Annotated in this window: 14 protein-coding genes; 8 read left to right on the forward strand and 6 right to left on the reverse strand. The window is 41.0% G+C overall.

All coding sequences use genetic code 11. The features are described from left to right. The first annotated feature begins 76 nt into the window (after positions 1 to 76). The 5 genes from CXF60_RS08030 to CXF60_RS08050 all read left to right on the forward strand — a co-directional run bounded on the left by CXF60_RS08030 (position 77) and on the right by CXF60_RS08050 (position 4,377). Entirely contained in the window at positions 77 to 469 is a 393-nt protein-coding gene (locus tag CXF60_RS08030) for a DUF4845 domain-containing protein (RefSeq protein WP_228707075.1), read from the forward strand. 102 nt (positions 470 to 571) lie between these two features. Then, positions 572 to 1,369, forward strand: a complete 798-nt coding sequence (rnc, locus tag CXF60_RS08035; RefSeq protein WP_057758394.1) for a ribonuclease III — start codon at positions 572 to 574, stop codon at positions 1,367 to 1,369. A gap of 346 nt (positions 1,370 to 1,715) precedes the next feature. Beyond that, the gene (gene era / locus CXF60_RS08040; RefSeq protein ID WP_228707076.1) at positions 1,716 to 2,681 is read left to right on the forward strand and encodes a GTPase Era; all 966 of its coding nucleotides are present in this window, start codon (positions 1,716 to 1,718) and stop codon (positions 2,679 to 2,681) included. 63 nt (positions 2,682 to 2,744) lie between these two features. Further along, the gene (gene recO, locus CXF60_RS08045) at positions 2,745 to 3,536 is read left to right on the forward strand and encodes a DNA repair protein RecO (RefSeq protein WP_102091522.1); all 792 of its coding nucleotides are present in this window, start codon (positions 2,745 to 2,747) and stop codon (positions 3,534 to 3,536) included. A gap of 67 nt (positions 3,537 to 3,603) precedes the next feature. Beyond that, positions 3,604 to 4,377, forward strand: a complete 774-nt coding sequence (locus CXF60_RS08050) for a pyridoxine 5'-phosphate synthase (protein WP_102091523.1) — start codon at positions 3,604 to 3,606, stop codon at positions 4,375 to 4,377. Positions 4,378 to 4,397: 20 nt separating this feature from the next. On the opposite strand, the gene CXF60_RS08055 is transcribed toward CXF60_RS08050, so the two are convergent. Beyond that, positions 4,398 to 5,126 (reverse strand): GspH/FimT family pseudopilin, encoded by a 729-nt coding sequence (locus CXF60_RS08055; RefSeq protein WP_102091524.1) that lies wholly within the window; start codon positions 5,124 to 5,126, stop codon positions 4,398 to 4,400. Between the two features lie 584 nt (positions 5,127 to 5,710). Between CXF60_RS08055 and CXF60_RS08060 the strand changes: the two genes are divergently transcribed. From CXF60_RS08060 to mscL, 3 genes are all read left to right on the forward strand, one after another. Next, entirely contained in the window at positions 5,711 to 6,892 is a 1,182-nt protein-coding gene (locus CXF60_RS08060; protein WP_102091525.1) for an OmpA family protein, read from the forward strand. 357 nt (positions 6,893 to 7,249) lie between these two features. Then, entirely contained in the window at positions 7,250 to 9,100 is a 1,851-nt protein-coding gene (gene typA, locus CXF60_RS08065) for a translational GTPase TypA (RefSeq protein ID WP_057758402.1), read from the forward strand. A 281-nt stretch (positions 9,101 to 9,381) separates the two neighbouring features. Beyond that, positions 9,382 to 9,837 carry a large conductance mechanosensitive channel protein MscL gene (gene mscL / locus CXF60_RS08070; protein WP_057758404.1) on the forward strand — a complete coding sequence of 152 codons (456 nt, stop codon included), beginning with the start codon at positions 9,382 to 9,384 and terminating at the stop codon, positions 9,835 to 9,837. Between the two features lie 112 nt (positions 9,838 to 9,949). On the opposite strand, the gene CXF60_RS08075 is transcribed toward mscL, so the two are convergent. The 5 genes from CXF60_RS08075 to CXF60_RS08095 all read right to left on the reverse strand — a co-directional run bounded on the left by CXF60_RS08075 (position 9,950) and on the right by CXF60_RS08095 (position 17,099). After that, entirely contained in the window at positions 9,950 to 10,390 is a 441-nt protein-coding gene (locus tag CXF60_RS08075; RefSeq protein WP_102091526.1) for a hypothetical protein, read from the reverse strand. 290 nt (positions 10,391 to 10,680) lie between these two features. Continuing rightward, the gene (gene mutM / locus CXF60_RS08080) at positions 10,681 to 11,622 is read right to left on the reverse strand and encodes a bifunctional DNA-formamidopyrimidine glycosylase/DNA-(apurinic or apyrimidinic site) lyase (protein ID WP_102091527.1); all 942 of its coding nucleotides are present in this window, start codon (positions 11,620 to 11,622) and stop codon (positions 10,681 to 10,683) included. 55 nt (positions 11,623 to 11,677) lie between these two features. Continuing rightward, the gene (locus tag CXF60_RS08085; RefSeq protein WP_102091528.1) at positions 11,678 to 14,218 is read right to left on the reverse strand and encodes a RelA/SpoT family protein; all 2,541 of its coding nucleotides are present in this window, start codon (positions 14,216 to 14,218) and stop codon (positions 11,678 to 11,680) included. A 423-nt stretch (positions 14,219 to 14,641) separates the two neighbouring features. Then, entirely contained in the window at positions 14,642 to 16,213 is a 1,572-nt protein-coding gene (gene rlmD, locus CXF60_RS08090; protein ID WP_416376871.1) for a 23S rRNA (uracil(1939)-C(5))-methyltransferase RlmD, read from the reverse strand. Between the two features lie 61 nt (positions 16,214 to 16,274). Continuing rightward, positions 16,275 to 17,099, reverse strand: coding sequence for a 3'-5' exonuclease (locus CXF60_RS08095; RefSeq protein ID WP_102091529.1), 825 nt, complete (start codon positions 17,097 to 17,099; stop codon positions 16,275 to 16,277). Positions 17,100 to 17,141 lie beyond the last annotated feature (42 nt).

The raw sequence follows: 17,141 nt of genomic DNA on the forward strand, positions 1-17,141 counted from the left end.
TTGCTAAATAATTAATAGCTATTTATTATTTATACACTTATTAGAAATAGTCGTTTATCTTTAGAAGGATATCATAATGCAGCAATTATCTGGTTTGGCTATACAGCGCGGTGCCAGTGTGACAAATGTTGTTCTCATTATTATACTTCTAGGTATTGCGACTAAGTTGATAGTAGCTATCGTACCGGCTCAGATTGGTGATTATCAATTGACCAAGGTATTAAGTGCACAGCTAAAAGAAGCCAATAATAATAACGAGACAGCCAAACAGTTTGTTGAACGTGTCAACAAACAGTTATCAATTAACGCAGATTACGATACTAAAGCAGAAGAGGTATTTACCTTTACTGATAAAAAGACAGGTCAATTGGCTATCTATAAAGAATATGCAGTAACTAATAACTTTTTTAGCAATGTCGACATAGTGAACCGTTTCGAAGGTAACATCGAGATGGCAACAGCAGAGTAAGCCATCATAGTACGATATAGCGTTTTCATTATTTCATAAAATATATCAAATAATATTATTAAACTAAATCTGTCAAGCAGAAGGGATAACCACAAACCACGCATGAAACCAACTTCGCACCATTCCCAAGCGGTTCCTACTTCCCAAAAAAATAGTACGTCTGTTGACACGCTTGTCGTTAGCTCAGAATTTATTCAGCGGTTAGCAGTATTAACGCGTAAGTTAGGCTACGAGTTCAATGACTTGAGCCTTCCTAAACTTGCGTTAACGCATCGCTCATTTGATAGCAAAAAAAACTATGAGCGCCTAGAGTTTTTAGGTGATGCACTGTTAGGGATGATTGTGGGTGAAGCTTTATATCATCGTTATCCTAGTCAAAACGAAGGGCGCTTGACGCGTATGCGTGCGACATTGGTGCGCCAAGAGTCGTTGGTAATTATCGCTCAAAACTTAGAGCTGTCTAACCATCTTATATTAGGAGTAGGTGAGCGCAAAGGTGGCGGTCGCAATCGTGCTTCCATACTGGCTGATGCGGTAGAATCTCTGATCGGTGCTATCTATTTAGACAGCCAAGATATGGATATTACTCGTAAATGTGTTCTCTCTTGGTATGGTGATTTGATTGATAATGTTAATGACCAAAAAGCATTGAAGGACGCCAAGAGTCGGCTTCAAGAGTGGCTACAATCTAAGCAGTTTGACTTGCCCAACTACGAACTCATGGAAACGCGTGGTAATGCACCGCATCAAATTTTCGTTGTACGTTGTCACGTCAATATCAATAATTGCCCTGATATTACTGAATCTGGTGAGAGCCGCCGTATTGCTGAACAGAAAGCAGCAGAGCTTATGATTAACCAATTACATAAATTGCCAGGATCTGCCAAAAAACGTGTATAGCCGATGTCTATTAATGCATTTTTAGATGCAGAGTATTAGCTTAGATTGGTTTATAGCCTGAAAAACATACATTAAAACTACCTCACATATTATTTATTTTAAAACTTTAAATGTCTCTAGCCCGTTTTTAATGGTGACTAAATAAATTTAGCATCAAAGACTGTTCGGCTAGTCACAAACCCTATAGGATTAACTTATGAGCAATCATACTGATTTGCCATCAAACAATGAAGACGGCACCCAAGATTTGGGTGAGAATACAGATATTGATTCAAGCCAAAACAATATCGAAGTTACCGAAGAGGTTCATACTACTGATGCAGAAGATATTGCGTTAGACAATGATATGGCTATTGAAGAGTTTTTTGCACCGAGTGGCAATGCTCGTATGGCTGACGATTTTAGAGCAGGCTATGTGGCCATTGTTGGACGTCCAAATGTGGGCAAGTCAACTTTGATGAATCACTTATTAGGTCAAAAGCTGTCTATCACCTCACGCAAACCACAAACCACCCGTCATCGTATTCATGGCATTTTGTCAAACCATGAAATGCAAGCGGTGTTTGTTGATACACCAGGTATTCACCGTAACGAAGTACGTGCTATCAATGAACGTATGAATAAAGCGGCAGTATCGGCGTTAGTAGATGTAGACTTAGTATTGTTTGTTGTTGATTCAGATCAATGGCGTGACGATGATTTATTGACCTTGCAAAAGCTCGGTGAGACCAATCTAACAGTCGTATTGGTTATCAATAAGTCAGATACTCTAAAAGATAAAGGCAGCGTGCTACCACTTATCGAAACTTTCAACGATAGTTTCGATTTTGCTGATATCGTTCCTGTATCTGCACTAAAAAATCAAAACTTAGATCGTTTGCAAGAAGTGATTGCCTCACATTTACCAGTCGCTGCGCCTATTTACGATACAGAACAAATCACAGATCGCTCTGAGCGATTTTTGGCCAGTGAAATCATTCGCGAAAAAATCATGCGTAGTGCGGGTGATGAAGTGCCATATGATTTAACGGTACAGATTGATGAGTTTAAAGACGAACCTGCACATACTGATCCAAAAACAGGGCGTCCACGCAAAGCTTGTACTTTCATCGATGCGACTATCTATGTTGAACGTGGTGGTCAAAAAGCCATCGTTATCGGTGACAAAGGTCAGCGTATCAAACAAGTTGGTATGGATGCTCGTAAAGATATGGAGCAGTTATTCGGTAAAAAAATCATGTTAACGCTGTGGGTCAAAGTGAAACGTGGTTGGTCTGATGACGAGCGAGCGTTGTCCAGTTTGGGTTATTGATAGCGGTTAAAAACGCACGCTTCAAAAGCACTGTCTGCCTTTCAGTTATTTAGGTAATAAAAAATGCGTAATGAAGCGCTCGTCGGGTATTTATTACATCAGCGTCCTTATCAAGAAAAGCGCGCTTTGTATTATCTTTTTTCTCAACAACACGGTGTAATACATGGTGTTGGGAAAAAAGGCGCGCCACTATTTATGCCGTTACAGCTTTTTGCTACTGGCAAACGCGACCTAAAAACTTTCAGTCAAATTAATATTGCCTCGCAAGATACGACTCAAGCTGACAGTGTTCACAAAGACAGTGTTCAAAAAGATAGTAAACCTGCTGTCTTAGAAGCCGTACCTTACGCCAATATCAGCGGTCAACATCAGTATGCCGCACTATATATAAACGAGATTCTGTGGCGGCTGTTACCTACTGAAGACCCAATGCCTGTATTGTGGCAGCATTATCAAATCAGTCTACAACAACTCAAGCAGCCCTTAAGTAATAGCGAGCTTCGTCTCTGTCTACGTCAGTTTGAGCAGTATCTATTTACCGAATTAGGATTCACTTTAACGTTAACGCATGACAACGTTGAAGATCCCATCGAGTATGATTGTACTTACCGCTTTTTACCGGATATAGGTTTGCTCCCTGTATTGGTACATAATGAAGAGTCTGAGCATTTAGCCAGTGAGTCTGGACAGACTGTTTTTAAGGGTGCGGATATCATAGAAATGGCACGTTTAGGTATTACTGAACAGACGCTGAGCCATTGGTCAAAGCTACATCGACATCTTATTGATCATTTGCTTGACTATCAGCCGCTCCAAAGCCGTCTGTTGTGGCAGCAGCAGCAACGTTATCAATAACTGCATTCTCAAATATTATCGTAGTATCAACTATATAAGTTAGGCTTAATTGTCCAAAGGATTTTTTATGAGTATCTCTGTATCTACCTCATCTGAAAGCAATTCAAAAAAACCTTTGTTAGGCGTGAATATTGATCACGTGGCAACATTGCGTCAAGCACGCGGTGTGAACTATCCGAGTCCTCTAGCTGCTGCATTATTGTGCGAAAAGGCAGGGGCAGACGGTATCACTATACATTTACGCGAAGATCGCCGTCATATACAAGATGCTGATGTTTATGAAATGGCAGGGCAGTTGTCGACGAGAATGAACCTAGAGATGGCAGCAACGGATGAGATGCTTGCAATTGCCTGCGAAGTTAAACCTTTTTGGGTATGTCTAGTACCTGAAAAGCGTGCAGAGTTAACGACAGAAGGTGGTCTTGATGTTGCAGGGCAAGTCACGTCTCTAAAAGAGTATGTTCATAAGCTACAAGACTCTAATATTAAGGTTTCTTTGTTTATTGATCCTGATGACAAGCAGATTGCAGCCGCGATCGAGTGTGGTGCAGACGCGATAGAATTGCATACTGGTGCTTATGCCGAAGCAGGCTTAGCAAATGATACTGCCGCACAGTTGGCTGAACTTAAAAGAATCGAACATGCAGTAGCTACAGCACAGAGCCTAGACGATAAATTGCTTATTAACGCGGGTCATGGTTTAACGTGTGACAATGTTAATGCCATTGCAAAGATTGATGGTATATATGAGTTAAATATCGGTCATGCACTTATTGCAGATGCCGTGTTTGTAGGACTAGAAAGCGCTGTGACAATGATGAAAGAGGCTATGTATAAATAGTTTTGCTTGTATGGCATCTATTACCCATTACATTTCGTAGGGTGGTCTGCATTAAGTTTATGTTTGACGATACCGGATTGGTTAAAAGAGATTTGGTACATTGACTTATTATAGGAAGAGGTAGGGCAATATTTTATATGACCGAAGTGTCCTCGCGGTCTGCCACTATCACCCCAAAATTTAGTATAGTGACGCCTACCGCCAACTCTTAGTTTCACCGTACTATATTTCAGGTCTAAAGATTGCTGAGTTAATAAGGTGTCTACTTGAGGATCGAAATGCTTGTTGTTATTTTTATCTACGAATAGCAGAAGTGTTTTATCACTATTCCTATGGCACTGCTGTGCATCATTCGATAAACAAACCAAGACATCCTGCCGACTTATATAACTTTCGGCCTTTGCTAAGGATAAGGTGTTCTCTAGTTGATGCTTGACACGTTGGGCTTCCATCCGTGCTAAGTGAGTTAAGATGCTTGGCGCTGCAATAGCTGCGATAATTCCCAATACCATTGTCGTCACAGTTAGCTCAACGAGAGTAAAGCCGTTTGATCGCTTAGCACTGAGAATATTATTGTTTTGAAGGGTTAACTTTCTATAACTGACTAACTTCAATAGTTTATTGAATAACCTAGATACAATAGCTAAAAACTTATCAATTCCATATCCGCCTTTTCTGCAAATAGGCAAACAAAAGGTAAAAATGAATATTCTTCTATAACTGGCCAGTACCTCATTAAATAAGTTCATAAAGCGCTACATCCTATAGCTATTTGTCATTCAAGTAGAAAACAACGTCTCATACATCCTTGTATCAACTATCTTTCAAGCACACCAATTGTCCAAATTCTTTAAACCTTCCCTGACTTAACTGTATATAAGAAAGATGCAATTGATAATTACTTGATTTTCAGAAGAATATTGGTTTTTTACAATATATATGTAATATATAGCGACTGTCAAAAAATGTTTCAATTAGTGAAAGAATGACATTAGCAATAGAGAAAAAATTCTAATTGTAATAAAATGCTTCAAGAAAATAGCTATCAATAGACTATTCATCTATCGCAAACTGATGTGTAAAAGATAAGAAGCGTAAGGTGTGTTAGTTCTGGGTAACTTAGACTGTTTATTGTGTTTTAGTTACAACATTATCGTGTAATAATGTGTAGCTCGTTAACGAAAAAAGTTGTAAACTGAATTAATAATCGCTAAGCTACTCCTTAATTGGTTTTGCTTTGTAACTTAAAATGCGTAAGAGATGTCTATCTTAGTACGTCTTGAGAATCGGTTTTGCTTAATGCATCACTAAAATTATCCTTTGGAGGAAGTCCATGAAATTGAATAAAATCGCTCTAGCTCTGTTCGCTGTAACAGCGGCTCCTTTAGCAGCTAACGCTGGTGTTACTATCAGCCCATTATTACTAGGTTATCATTACAGTGAAGGTGCTGATGATGATCAAGCTGAATTATTACAAAGCAATCAGGATGATAATAGCTTTTATAAAGAAGATGGTTTATATACTGGCGCTGCGCTAGGTATCGAGCTTACTCCTTCTACTCAGTTTCAAGTAGAATATGGTGTTTCAAATACTGACGCTATTGGCCAAGATGGTTCTGATTCTTTTGATGCAGAGCAAGAAATGATTTCTGGTAACTTCTTGATTGGTACTGAAGAATTCACTGGTTACACTGATAATGCATTGAAGCCTTATGTATTAGTTGGTGCGGGCCGTTCAAAGCTTGACATTGAAAATCGTGCTGGTGACAGAGTTGCAAACTCTACAGATACTATCGGTAACCTAGGTCTAGGTGCTATGTATCGCATCAACGACGCGCTAAGCCTACGTGGTGAAGCTCGTGCGATTCATAATTTTGACAACAACTGGTGGGAAGGCATGGCTTTGGCCGGTCTAGAAGTAGTACTAGGTGGCCATCTAGCACCTACAGTAGCAGTACCACCTATGCAAGAGCCAGTAGTTGACAACACTCCAGTAGTCGTTGTTGAAGCTGATCTTGATTCTGACGGTGATGGCGTACCTGATAGCATCGATGCATGCCCAGGCACTCCAATGAACGTTGTAGTTGATGAGCGCGGTTGCCCAGTACCAGTAGACATTACTGACGAACTAAAAATGGAACTACGTGTATTCTTTGATAACGACAAGTCAGCTATCAAAAACCAGTACAAGCCAGAAATCGCTAAAGTAGCAGAGAAGATGCGTGAGTATCCTAACTCTACAGCACGTGTAGAAGGTCATGCTTCTAAGACTGGTCCTTCAGCGCGTTATAACCAACGTCTATCTGAAGCTCGTGCCGTTGCGGTTAAATCTATGCTAACTAACGAATTCGGTATTGCTCCAAACCGTCTATCGACTGTTGGTTATGGTTATGACAACCCAATCGCTTCAAACGACACTGAAGAAGGTCGTGCTATGAACCGTCGTGTTTATGCCATCATCACTGGTGACAAAACAATGACTGTTGAACAAACTAAAGATATGGTTGTTCAGTAAGTATTAGCAAAATAACCGTATAGTAAAATATACAGTTACAAAAAAAGCCACCCAATGGGTGGCTTTTTTTTATTTATGTATTGAGAAAAGTGAGTTATTACATAAATTTATGAATCAATAATGTTATACTAGCCACCCAAACATTCTGTAAACTAACAGTATGTACAATAGCATAGCAATCTGTATGATGAATTCGTCAGCATAGATACTTGATTGTATTGAACTTTTTTATTTGATAGCATTCTTTTTTGCGTCATCTTAGATTCAATATCTATCTATCTATCTGATTGATGATGAAAGTTTATTCAGCAGCGCTTACTGCTACTGCATTTTTTTAAGACGAAACGAGCATTTTATATGGCGAACGATATCAAACACCTGCGTAACATTGCAATTATTGCCCACGTTGACCACGGTAAGACAACTTTGGTTGATAAGTTATTACATCAGTCTGGTACTTTTGGCGACCGTGCAAACATTGCTGAGCGTGCAATGGACTCAGGTGATATTGAGCAAGAACGTGGTATTACCATTTTGGCTAAAAACACAGCTATCCGCTGGACAGATAAAACTTCAGAAACTGAATACCGTATCAACATTGTTGATACCCCAGGTCACGCCGATTTCGGTGGTGAAGTTGAGCGTGTAATGTCTATGGTTGACTGCGTACTTTTGGTTGTTGACGCTGTTGATGGCCCAATGCCTCAGACTCGTTTTGTGACGCAAAAAGCATTCGAACAAGGTCTAAAGCCGATCGTTGTTATTAACAAAATCGATCGTCCTGGCTCACGTCCTGATTGGGTAATGGATCAAATCTTTGATTTGTTTGACAACCTAGGTGCAAACGATGAGCAGCTTGATTTCCCAGTTGTTTATGCTTCAGCATTGAACGGTATTGCAGGTCTAGAAGCAGATGATTTAGCTGATGACATGACCCCATTGTTCAAAACTATCGTTGACGTTGTTCAGCCTCCACAGGTTGATGCTGACGCTCCGTTCCGTATGCAAATCTCAAGCCTTGATTACAACAGCTTTGTTGGTGTAATCGGTATTGGTCGTATTCAACGTGGTAAAGTCAAACTTAACACGCCAGTGACTGTCATTGATAAGCATGGCAAAACGCGTAACGGCCGTATCCTAAAAATCATGGGTTATCATGGTCTTGATCGTATTGACGTTGAAGATGCACAAGCCGGTGATATCGTTTGTATCACAGGTATCGATGCGCTAAACATCTCTGATACTATTTGTGATCCTAACAACGTTGAAGCTCTACCAGCACTAACGGTAGATCAACCTACAGTATCTATGAACTTCCAAGTAAATAACTCACCATTTGCTGGTCGTGAAGGTAAGTTTGTGACTTCACGTAACATTCGTGAGCGTCTTGAGCGTGAGTTGATTCATAACGTAGCATTGCGTGTAGAAGACACTGAGTCTCCTGACAAATTTAAAGTATCAGGCCGTGGTGAGCTTCATTTATCAGTACTTATCGAAAACATGCGCCGTGAAGGTTTTGAGCTAGGTGTTTCTGGTCCAGAAGTTATCGTTAAAGAAGTTGATGGTAAGCTACAAGAGCCGTATGAAAACGTTGTCTTCGATATCGAAGAAGAGCATCAAGGTTCTATCATGGAGCAAGTTGGTCTACGCAAAGGCGAGATGACTAACATGGAGCTGGACGGTAAAGGCCGTATGCGTATCGAGGCAACCATACCAGCGCGTGGCTTGATCGGTTTCCGTTCTGAGTTCCTAACCCTGACTTCAGGTAGTGGTATTATGACCTCGAGCTTCTCACATTACGGTCCACAGAAGATCGGTGATGTTGGTGGTCGTTCTAACGGCGTATTGGTTTCTATGGCAAATGGTACTTGCCTAGGTTTTGCTCTATTTAACCTACAGAAACGCGGTAAGTTGTTTGCTGAACCACAGCTTGAAGTTTATGAAGGTATGATTGTTGGTCTTAACTCTCGTAACGATGATATGACTGTTAACCCAACGACTGCTAAACAGTTAACTAACGTACGTGCTAGTGGTACTGACGAAGCATTGACGTTGACGCCAGCAGTGAAGTTCACTCTTGAGCAAGCGCTTGAATTTATTCAAGACGATGAGCTAGTCGAAGTAACACCAAAAGCGGTACGTATTCGTAAACGCTACTTGACTGAAAGTGAGCGTAAACGTCACGGCCGTGGTAAGAAAGGTGCTTAACATCAATGATGTGAGTTACTTAGTGATTCATAGTATTGATGTTTGACGCGAACACTTAGTGTCAGTAGTTTCTACGGGCACTGAGTGATTCAAAAATGAGCAGTGTAAGGTGAGCTATTAGTGGTTCACTTTATACTGCTTTTTTTTGTGTTGTAATCTGGGAAAAATACAGACAGAATGAATAGTGGCATTAATGTATTCAATTATTAACATGAAAGCTAGATGTGACACTAATTATATAAATATCTATTGGTTTGTAGATAAATTTTGAGGAAAAAACAATGAGTATGGTTTCAGAGTTTAAAGAGTTCGCTGTCAAAGGTAATGTGATGGATTTGGCAGTCGGTGTCATCATCGGAGGGGCTTTTGCTACCATCACAAAATCTTTGGTAGATGATATTATTATGCCGATTGTCGCTTTTATTTTTGGCGGCGAAATTAATTTTGAAAATATGTTCTTAGTTTTAGGCGATGCACCTGACGGTATTGCTATGACTTATGATGCGCTCAAAGAAGCAGGTGTGCCTGTATTGGCTTACGGTAGTTTTATTACCGTACTTATTAACTTCTTAATTTTAGCTTTCATCATCTTCATGATGGTTAGAGGTGTCAATAAAATGCGCCGTGCTGAAGAAGTAGAGGAAGTTATAGAAGAAGCAGTAGAAGAGCCATCAGAGGAAGTGAAATTGCTACGTGAAATCAGTGCCAAATTAAGTAATACCAGTATTACGAAATAAATTATCGACTTTTCGACAATAAAAAAGGCTAACTCCTCGTTAGCCTTTTTGCTATGAAATAGTCACAGTTATTTTTTGTGAACTATTTGATGTGCCTACTAAAAGCAAGTTGTTATGGAGTGACCACTACATAATCATTGGTGTTAATCAGAATCTCTGATGGTTGATCGACAACGATACGTACCACGTTATTATCAATAACTTGAGATTTGTAATAGTTGTCTTCTGCAACTGTGCAGCCTAAACAACGTCCCATCGCATCCCAAGGCTCAACAAATAGCTTCTGCTGTGCTTGATCTGCATTACCACCAATAAGTGAGAAAGGTAAGCTAACGATATAAGCTGCTGTTCCAGCTACCGCATTAACGAGTTGAAGTGGTTTGCCAACAATCGTATCAACTACCATCGTCTCGTATGAAGGCCCAAAATCAGTTTCATCAATTTCTATAGCTGCAAAAGTAGGTTGAATAGTCGCAGCTACCAATCCTAAAGTTGCCAATACAGTAAAAAATCTCTGCTTAACTGTGCGTTGAGTTTTTGCTTTAACAGTCATAACGATATCCTGAAACTCATAGTAGTATGATTAATGGCTGCTGCTATCTTCACGCAGGAATCTTGCGGCAACAATAGTTAGGCTAAATATTACAGAAAAATAAATGATACGCACTATTTATGTAAGCGCTAGCACTATTAAAGCAAGATGTGCGCTAATAAGCAACAAAAATGAGAATAATCTAGTGATAGCTTTGGCAGTATTTGATACTTTTAAAAATAGATACTCTGCCCAGATATTAGCTTCATTTAATCTAAATATACCATAAGCAGATAGATATCATTTATTAGCTATTTTAACGGCTGACAATTTGGACAATAAACACTGGCTCTACCAGTAAGCTTGATGTTTTCTAGCGTCGTACTACAATGCAGACAGCTCTCTCCTTGTCTACCATACACATTTAAGGTTTGCTGAAAGTAACCAGTTTGACCACTTGCTACTGTGAAATCCCGTAGTGTCGAACCGCCTAATTTTATCGCTTTCTTTAAAATTTCTTTAATATGACTCACTAAAATGACAATCTGATCGTATGAAATTTGATTGGCTGGTGTAGCAGGGTGGATGCCGGACAAGTACAGGCTTTCAGTCGCATAGATATTGCCAACCCCAACCACGACTTCTTGTTCCATGATGACAGATTTAATCGCTCGGGAGATGGGTTTTAGTCGTTTGTTTGCTTTAGTATTATCTGTCGATGACCCATTGCCATCTTGGCTAGATAAATCTATACGCTGGATTAAATTGTACAAATAGTCTGCGGTAAAATCTTTTGAAAGCGGCTCAGGACCCAAATGCTCTAATAGTTTATTGCCGTAATCTTTATGCCATAGTACTGAGCCAAAACGTCTCGGATCGTAATAGTGTAGCTGAGATTTTTTATTAGCAGTATCATTAAAAACGACGACCAGATGGTCATGTTTACGCTTATCAGTACCGTAGCTGTGCTGCTGTAAGCTACCTGACATTCCTAAGTGAATGAGAAGCTGACGCGTTTCAACTTTGCTAGCTGACATGGGAGCGTTATTCTGTACAGCTACTGGCAGAAAATTAAGAATCAGATACTTTGCTCGGCGCTCGACACTCTCTAATGTGTAATTAATTAGCTCGTCCAAGTTACCTGGCATCATCCATCGCAGCTTTGGTTGAAATACTTTAACATCAACTACCTGTTGCCCCAACAATGGAGCAAGACTGGCTTTAGTGGTTTCTACTTCAGGTAATTCAGGCATAGTATTTTTTGACAACTCTATTATGGAATAAACAACGACTGACTTAAGGTTTTATTTACACGACTGCACGGCGCGCGTGCAAAATACCATGTTGCTGTTCTAATTTTGCGAGCAGCTTAGATAGATGTGCTAAGCCTGAGACTTCAATATGGAACTTTAAAAAAGCAATATTGTCGTCATTGCTTAACGTTTGAACTTGGCGAATATTGACGTTTTCTTTATCAATTATCTGTGTCAAATCACGTAGCAAACCGCGTCTGTCATATGCTTCGACATGAATATCAACGGGCTGATAACGACCAATCTGTACTTGCCAAGCGGCTTCTATCTTACGCTCAGGATCACGCTCAACCAGACGTAAGTACTCTGGGCAGCCTCGATTATGCACGCTAACGCCACGCGATAAAGTGATGTAGCCAGCTATCGGTTCGCCATGCACAGGATGACAACAACCTGCCAAATTGATTTCGATATTATCCAAACCATCGATATGGATTTTATACGCATCGAGCTTACCTGTATCTCTGTTATCTACATGAGGTACAAAGCTCTCTGGTGGTATCTCAGGTTCAAGGTGTAGCTGACGAGAGATATGACTGGTTAACTGATTAAGGCCAATATCACCTGTCACCAGCCCTACAATAATATCGTCGGTCGTATTGACATGAAAATGCTGAATATAGTCGTTCAGATCAATACTATTAGGATGAACAGATAGGCGCTCAAGCTCTTTACTGAGCATTTGGCGACCTATTTCAATATTCTTATCACGGTCTTGCTTATTGAACCACTGGCGCAGTTTTGAACGGGCGCGATTGGTATGAATATAACCTAACGAGGCTACCAACCAATCACGATTGGGCTCACGCGATGCCTTAGTAATAATCTCAACTTGCTCACCTGTTTTCAACTGATAGGTCAGTGGCACATAACGCTGATTGACGCGGGCTGCCTGCGCACGGTTGCCAACTTGAGTATGCACATAGTAGGCAAAATCGAGAACGGTCGCGCCTTTTGGTAGCTCAGTAATATCACCGTCACGGCTAAAGATATAAATACGTTCTAGTTCATCAAAATCAACAAGTTGTTCTTCTTCGTCAAACTCGATATCGTCTATCTCTTCGCCCGCTACCACAGCTGAGCGTGGTTGATTACGTGTCTCATTGTTGATAGATAATAATTGGCGTAGTGAGCTGATTCTTTGATTCAGATAATTGTCTTTCTTATTCTTTAGACCTTCTTTGTAGTTAACGTGCGCACACATGCCAAGCTCGGCCTCAAAGTGCATCTCATGAGTACGAATTTGAACTTCCAGCGATTTATTTTCTGCAATTACAGCCGTATGTAGCGAGCGATAGCCATTGGACTTAGGGTTAGTAATATAGTCATCAAACTGCTCAGGAATATAACGCCATAAGCCATGTACTAGGCCTAAAACGTGATAACAGTCAGAAGGGCTATTAACCAAGACACGTAAAGCGCGAATGTCATAAAGCTGATCGAAAGATAAGCCTTTGAGCTTCATTTTTCGATAGATAGAGTAGATATGTTTGACGCGACCAGATACTTCGCCTTCAATACTGGCATCTGCTAGTGATTCATTTAATTTGTCTTGTACGCGCTGAATATAGGACTCGCGTTCGCTACGTTTTTCTGACAGCAGCTTAGCAATTTCTTTATAGCGGTCAGGCGCAAGATAACGGAAAGCTAAATCTTCGAGCTCCCATTTTAGCTGTGCAATACCTAAACGATGGGCTAATGGCGCATAAATAGTCATGACTTCACGTGCGACACGCGTTTGACGCTCTGGCCTAGAAAAAGTCAATTCACGCATGGCGAACGTACGTTCAGCCAGTTTTATAAGTACCACGCGCACGTCGTTGGTGACAGAGATGAGCATGCTATAAATATTTGATAGCTGATCACGTTGATTATTGACGAAATGATCTTCTAAGCGTTTATTGCTCTCAATAATCTCCGACAGCTTACCCATTGCAAGGGTATCTTTAACAAGCGTCAAAATATCTGGACCAAAGTTTTTTTCCACTTCAGCGAGACTAATAATTGATTTGCGCGCACTGCGATACAGCATGGCCGCGACCAATGCGTCTTCATCTTGATAAAGATAGGTCAAAATATCAGTCATACCAATACCGGTCACATAAGCACCTGAACGCTCAGATTCACTGGTATTCATATGACTGCGAATAAACTCGCAAGCTGCACTTAGGTTGGGTACTGACTCTTGTCCAATACGCTTGGCCACATTATCTAGCCAAGTAGGTACGTCGATGTTGGCGTGGTGGTCTAAGTCGACCGCCTCAAGCTCATCGTTTGATAGCGCATTGGTATCATCCAAATACTCGTCTTCAGTGTGAGGGTCATGTAAATGATAAGTATGTGCAGCTGAGCGATCAAAAGTAGTATGTAGCTTGTGGGTTGCCAACTGGTATTTGATGTCGAGGGGAATTTGGGCATAGCTATTGGCTGACTGGTGAGAGCGTTGGCTCGCCACCAGTTGTGCCGCAAGTGTTGCACTATCGGCCTGAGTGGTCTGTCCATCCACCAGCGGTAATCCTTCACGAATTTTTACCATAGCCGACTCCTCTTAGCTATTTTGAATTGATTATAACCTCATCTACTATGCACACACTCTGAATTAACGATCCATAAAGCGTCAGCTATAAACCAATACAACTGCTAAAAATGTTATTTTTAGCAGCTATAAAATGCGCGTAAAATATATAAAGCTATGAGTGCAAATGCTTGCTATGTAGCGATTGGAAACATCATCAAAAACATAGGAAGATTGTTTACTATTATCTCATTTTAAAGTGACAAATCAAGCGAGCCTCTGTACGGCTGTGGTCAATTACGCTAAATAATGACTATTTATTAGCACAAACTTATCAAAGCTTTGAGTTATCTTAGATAATTGTAATAACGCTTAATTGTCTCTTTAATTAGGTTCAACTATCAGTCATTTCTAGCTATTAATCGTTTTTGAAGATTAACAATGTTAAACCGCTACTTTTTCAAAGCGAGCGATAGATTCAACATGACCCGTATGGCAGAACATATCCATCACGCCAGCATGAGTCAGACGATAGCCTTGTTCTAACAATGCTTTTGTATCACGAGCAAGGGTCGCTGGATTACAAGAGACATAAACAATGCGCTCAGCATTAAATTTTGGCAAATACTGCATAATCTCCCAAGCACCAGAGCGCGGCGGATCAATCAATAGTGCATCAAAACCTTGGTTGGCCCATGGCTTATCAGTACAGTCTTGCGTCAAATCTTGACTGTAAAACTCAGTATTGTTGATACCGTTGCGACGAGCGTTGTCAGCAGCACGTTCGGTCATGGCTTCACTGCCTTCGACACCGACTACTGAGCCTGTCTCGCCAACGAGACGCGCTAGCGGTAAGCTAAAGTTACCCAAACCACTGAATAAATCTAGTACGCGTTCACCTGCTTTTAAGTCCAATAAGTCACAAGCAAGCTTGGTCATCTGACGGTTCACCGATAAGTTTACTTGAGTAAAGTCAGTAGGGATAAATTCAAAAGTCAGATCATACTCTGGCAATTGATAATATAAACGCCCAAATTGCTCGCTCAGATCATCAGCGTCTGTCAACGCAATACGTTGGATGCTATCAACACCTTTCGACTGCAAATATAGCTGCCAATTACGCGCTGCGAAAAATACTTTTAGTTTGTCTACATCAGCGTCTGACAACGGTTCTAAATTACGTACGATGAGCGCAACTGGCTGATTGCCATCAGGTAGTTCTGGCAGTTGCTCACCCATTGCAAGCTCAAGCTGGGCAATCTTGTCACGACTCTCTAGGGTACTAATAAGCGTTTTTAGGTTTTCAATCTCGAAACCAATACGTGGATCTAAGATATGACACTCATTTAGCTCTGCTAAGAAATTACTTGAACGCTCACGGAAGCCGACAAGCGCGGTTTCTTTTTTGACGACATAGCGTACGCCCAAACGTGCTTTGGTACGATAACCAAGACGATCGCCGACCACAGGAGGGAGCCAATTGTCAGGTTCCGCGTTGGCTTGATGCATTAGCATTTCAGCCAGTACTGACTGTTTAAAATTTATTTGTCCATCTGGCTGCCAGTGCTGCAAGTTACAACCGCCGCAAGTACCGAAATGCGGGCAGGGTGGCACAGCACGTTCAGGGTTTGGGTTGGCAGTGATACTAATGGCATCGCCTTCTTCAAAGCTAGCACGGCTGTTGGTTATTTTTACTAAGGCGCTTTCACCTGGTAGAGCAAAGCTAACAAAGATTTTTTTGCCGTGCTTATCTTCAGCATGGCCTTCCGCAACGTCAAAACCATTACCATAGACAGCAACACCGCGACCATCATGTGACAAGCCATCAATATTAAATGGAATTGGCTCTGCATCTTTTAGGCGACGACGTGTCTTTGATGATGGTTTTGATTTTTTCTTACTCGGCGGAATGACAATCGTTTGGGTGTCGTTTGTTTGAGCTTCATTAGTTTGAGCGTTACTGCTTTGCGCTGCCATATCAGATGCTATAGATGTTTTTGAATCGGTGGGTTGCATAAACCTGCCTTAATAATAAATAACTAGAAGAGGGGAATAAAAACTACTAATAATACGATTTCTATAATTCGGGTGCCGATGACCAGTCAGCGATAAACTCTTGATGTCGCGGACTACCGTCAGCTTGGGTATACTTTGCCAGATAGTCATAGCTCTGCTGCTGCCAAGCATCAAAATCTTGTGAAGACAACTGTCCTGTTAGACGTAACCAGCGTAGATAAATAAGCCAAGTGTTCATGACATCAGATTCACAGTATATAGATAGGGTTTGCCAGTCACCGCTACTAACAAGCGCGCCAACCATGCTGCCATCCACGTCAGTTTTACCGGGTAATCCGTACAGACTTGCGACGATATCCATGGCTTCTCGGCGACTAGCACCGTACTGGCTAAACCGATCCATCAAGTCCAGATGACGCGTATGGAAGCGATTAACATAGTTATCAAAGCGCATGTTTTTAATACGCTCGCCTTCTTCGAACAGCCATGGTGCTGACAAATCATACTGCATGGCACGATATATCAGTACAGGTATGTCAAAGCCTGAGCCATTCCAACTAATAAGTTGCGGCAGTGTCTCAATGTCGTTAAATGCTCTAAAGAATTTGGCTAGGATTTCTTTTTCACTAAATTTATCGGCAGTCAAAGAAAATAGCGATAACTTACCATCCTTGATATACAGAGCTGAGATACAGACAATACGCTGTAGTGGCAAGCGCATAAAATCATGCCCTGCCTCTTGCGTACGTATCGCTGTCAGCGCGCTTAACGCATCTGCATTATTGAGATCGGCCAATTGCGGATAAATACGGCGTGCTGCATCGACATCGGCGACAGTCTCGATATCGAAAACTAAGATAGGGTCGGATGGTAGCGCTTGTGACATAGATAATCCTGACTATTTATGAGCTTATAGTTAATTCATTAT

This window comes from Psychrobacter sp. 4Bb (genome assembly GCF_002836735.1).
Classification (GTDB): Bacteria; Pseudomonadota; Gammaproteobacteria; order Pseudomonadales; family Moraxellaceae; genus Psychrobacter.

What these genes read in the sequence shown, in the direction of transcription:
- CXF60_RS08050 (WP_102091523.1), top strand. Translation starts at nt 3,604, where the DNA reads ATGAGTATCTCTGTATCTACCTCATCTGAAAGCAATTCAAAAAAACCT.
- recO (WP_102091522.1), top strand. Translation starts at nt 2,745, where the DNA reads ATGCGTAATGAAGCGCTCGTCGGGTATTTATTACATCAGCGTCCTTAT.
- CXF60_RS08075 (WP_102091526.1), bottom strand. Translation starts at nt 10,390, where the DNA reads ATGACTGTTAAAGCAAAAACTCAACGCACAGTTAAGCAGAGATTTTTT.
- CXF60_RS08095 (WP_102091529.1), bottom strand. Translation starts at nt 17,099, where the DNA reads ATGTCACAAGCGCTACCATCCGACCCTATCTTAGTTTTCGATATCGAG.
- CXF60_RS08030 (WP_228707075.1), top strand. Translation starts at nt 77, where the DNA reads ATGCAGCAATTATCTGGTTTGGCTATACAGCGCGGTGCCAGTGTGACA.
- rlmD (WP_416376871.1), bottom strand. Translation starts at nt 16,213, where the DNA reads ATGCAACCCACCGATTCAAAAACATCTATAGCATCTGATATGGCAGCG.
- CXF60_RS08055 (WP_102091524.1), bottom strand. Translation starts at nt 5,126, where the DNA reads ATGAACTTATTTAATGAGGTACTGGCCAGTTATAGAAGAATATTCATT.
- rnc (WP_057758394.1), top strand. Translation starts at nt 572, where the DNA reads ATGAAACCAACTTCGCACCATTCCCAAGCGGTTCCTACTTCCCAAAAA.
- CXF60_RS08085 (WP_102091528.1), bottom strand. Translation starts at nt 14,218, where the DNA reads ATGGTAAAAATTCGTGAAGGATTACCGCTGGTGGATGGACAGACCACT.
- typA (WP_057758402.1), top strand. Translation starts at nt 7,250, where the DNA reads ATGGCGAACGATATCAAACACCTGCGTAACATTGCAATTATTGCCCAC.
- era (WP_228707076.1), top strand. Translation starts at nt 1,716, where the DNA reads ATGGCTATTGAAGAGTTTTTTGCACCGAGTGGCAATGCTCGTATGGCT.
- mutM (WP_102091527.1), bottom strand. Translation starts at nt 11,622, where the DNA reads ATGCCTGAATTACCTGAAGTAGAAACCACTAAAGCCAGTCTTGCTCCA.
- CXF60_RS08060 (WP_102091525.1), top strand. Translation starts at nt 5,711, where the DNA reads ATGAAATTGAATAAAATCGCTCTAGCTCTGTTCGCTGTAACAGCGGCT.
- mscL (WP_057758404.1), top strand. Translation starts at nt 9,382, where the DNA reads ATGAGTATGGTTTCAGAGTTTAAAGAGTTCGCTGTCAAAGGTAATGTG.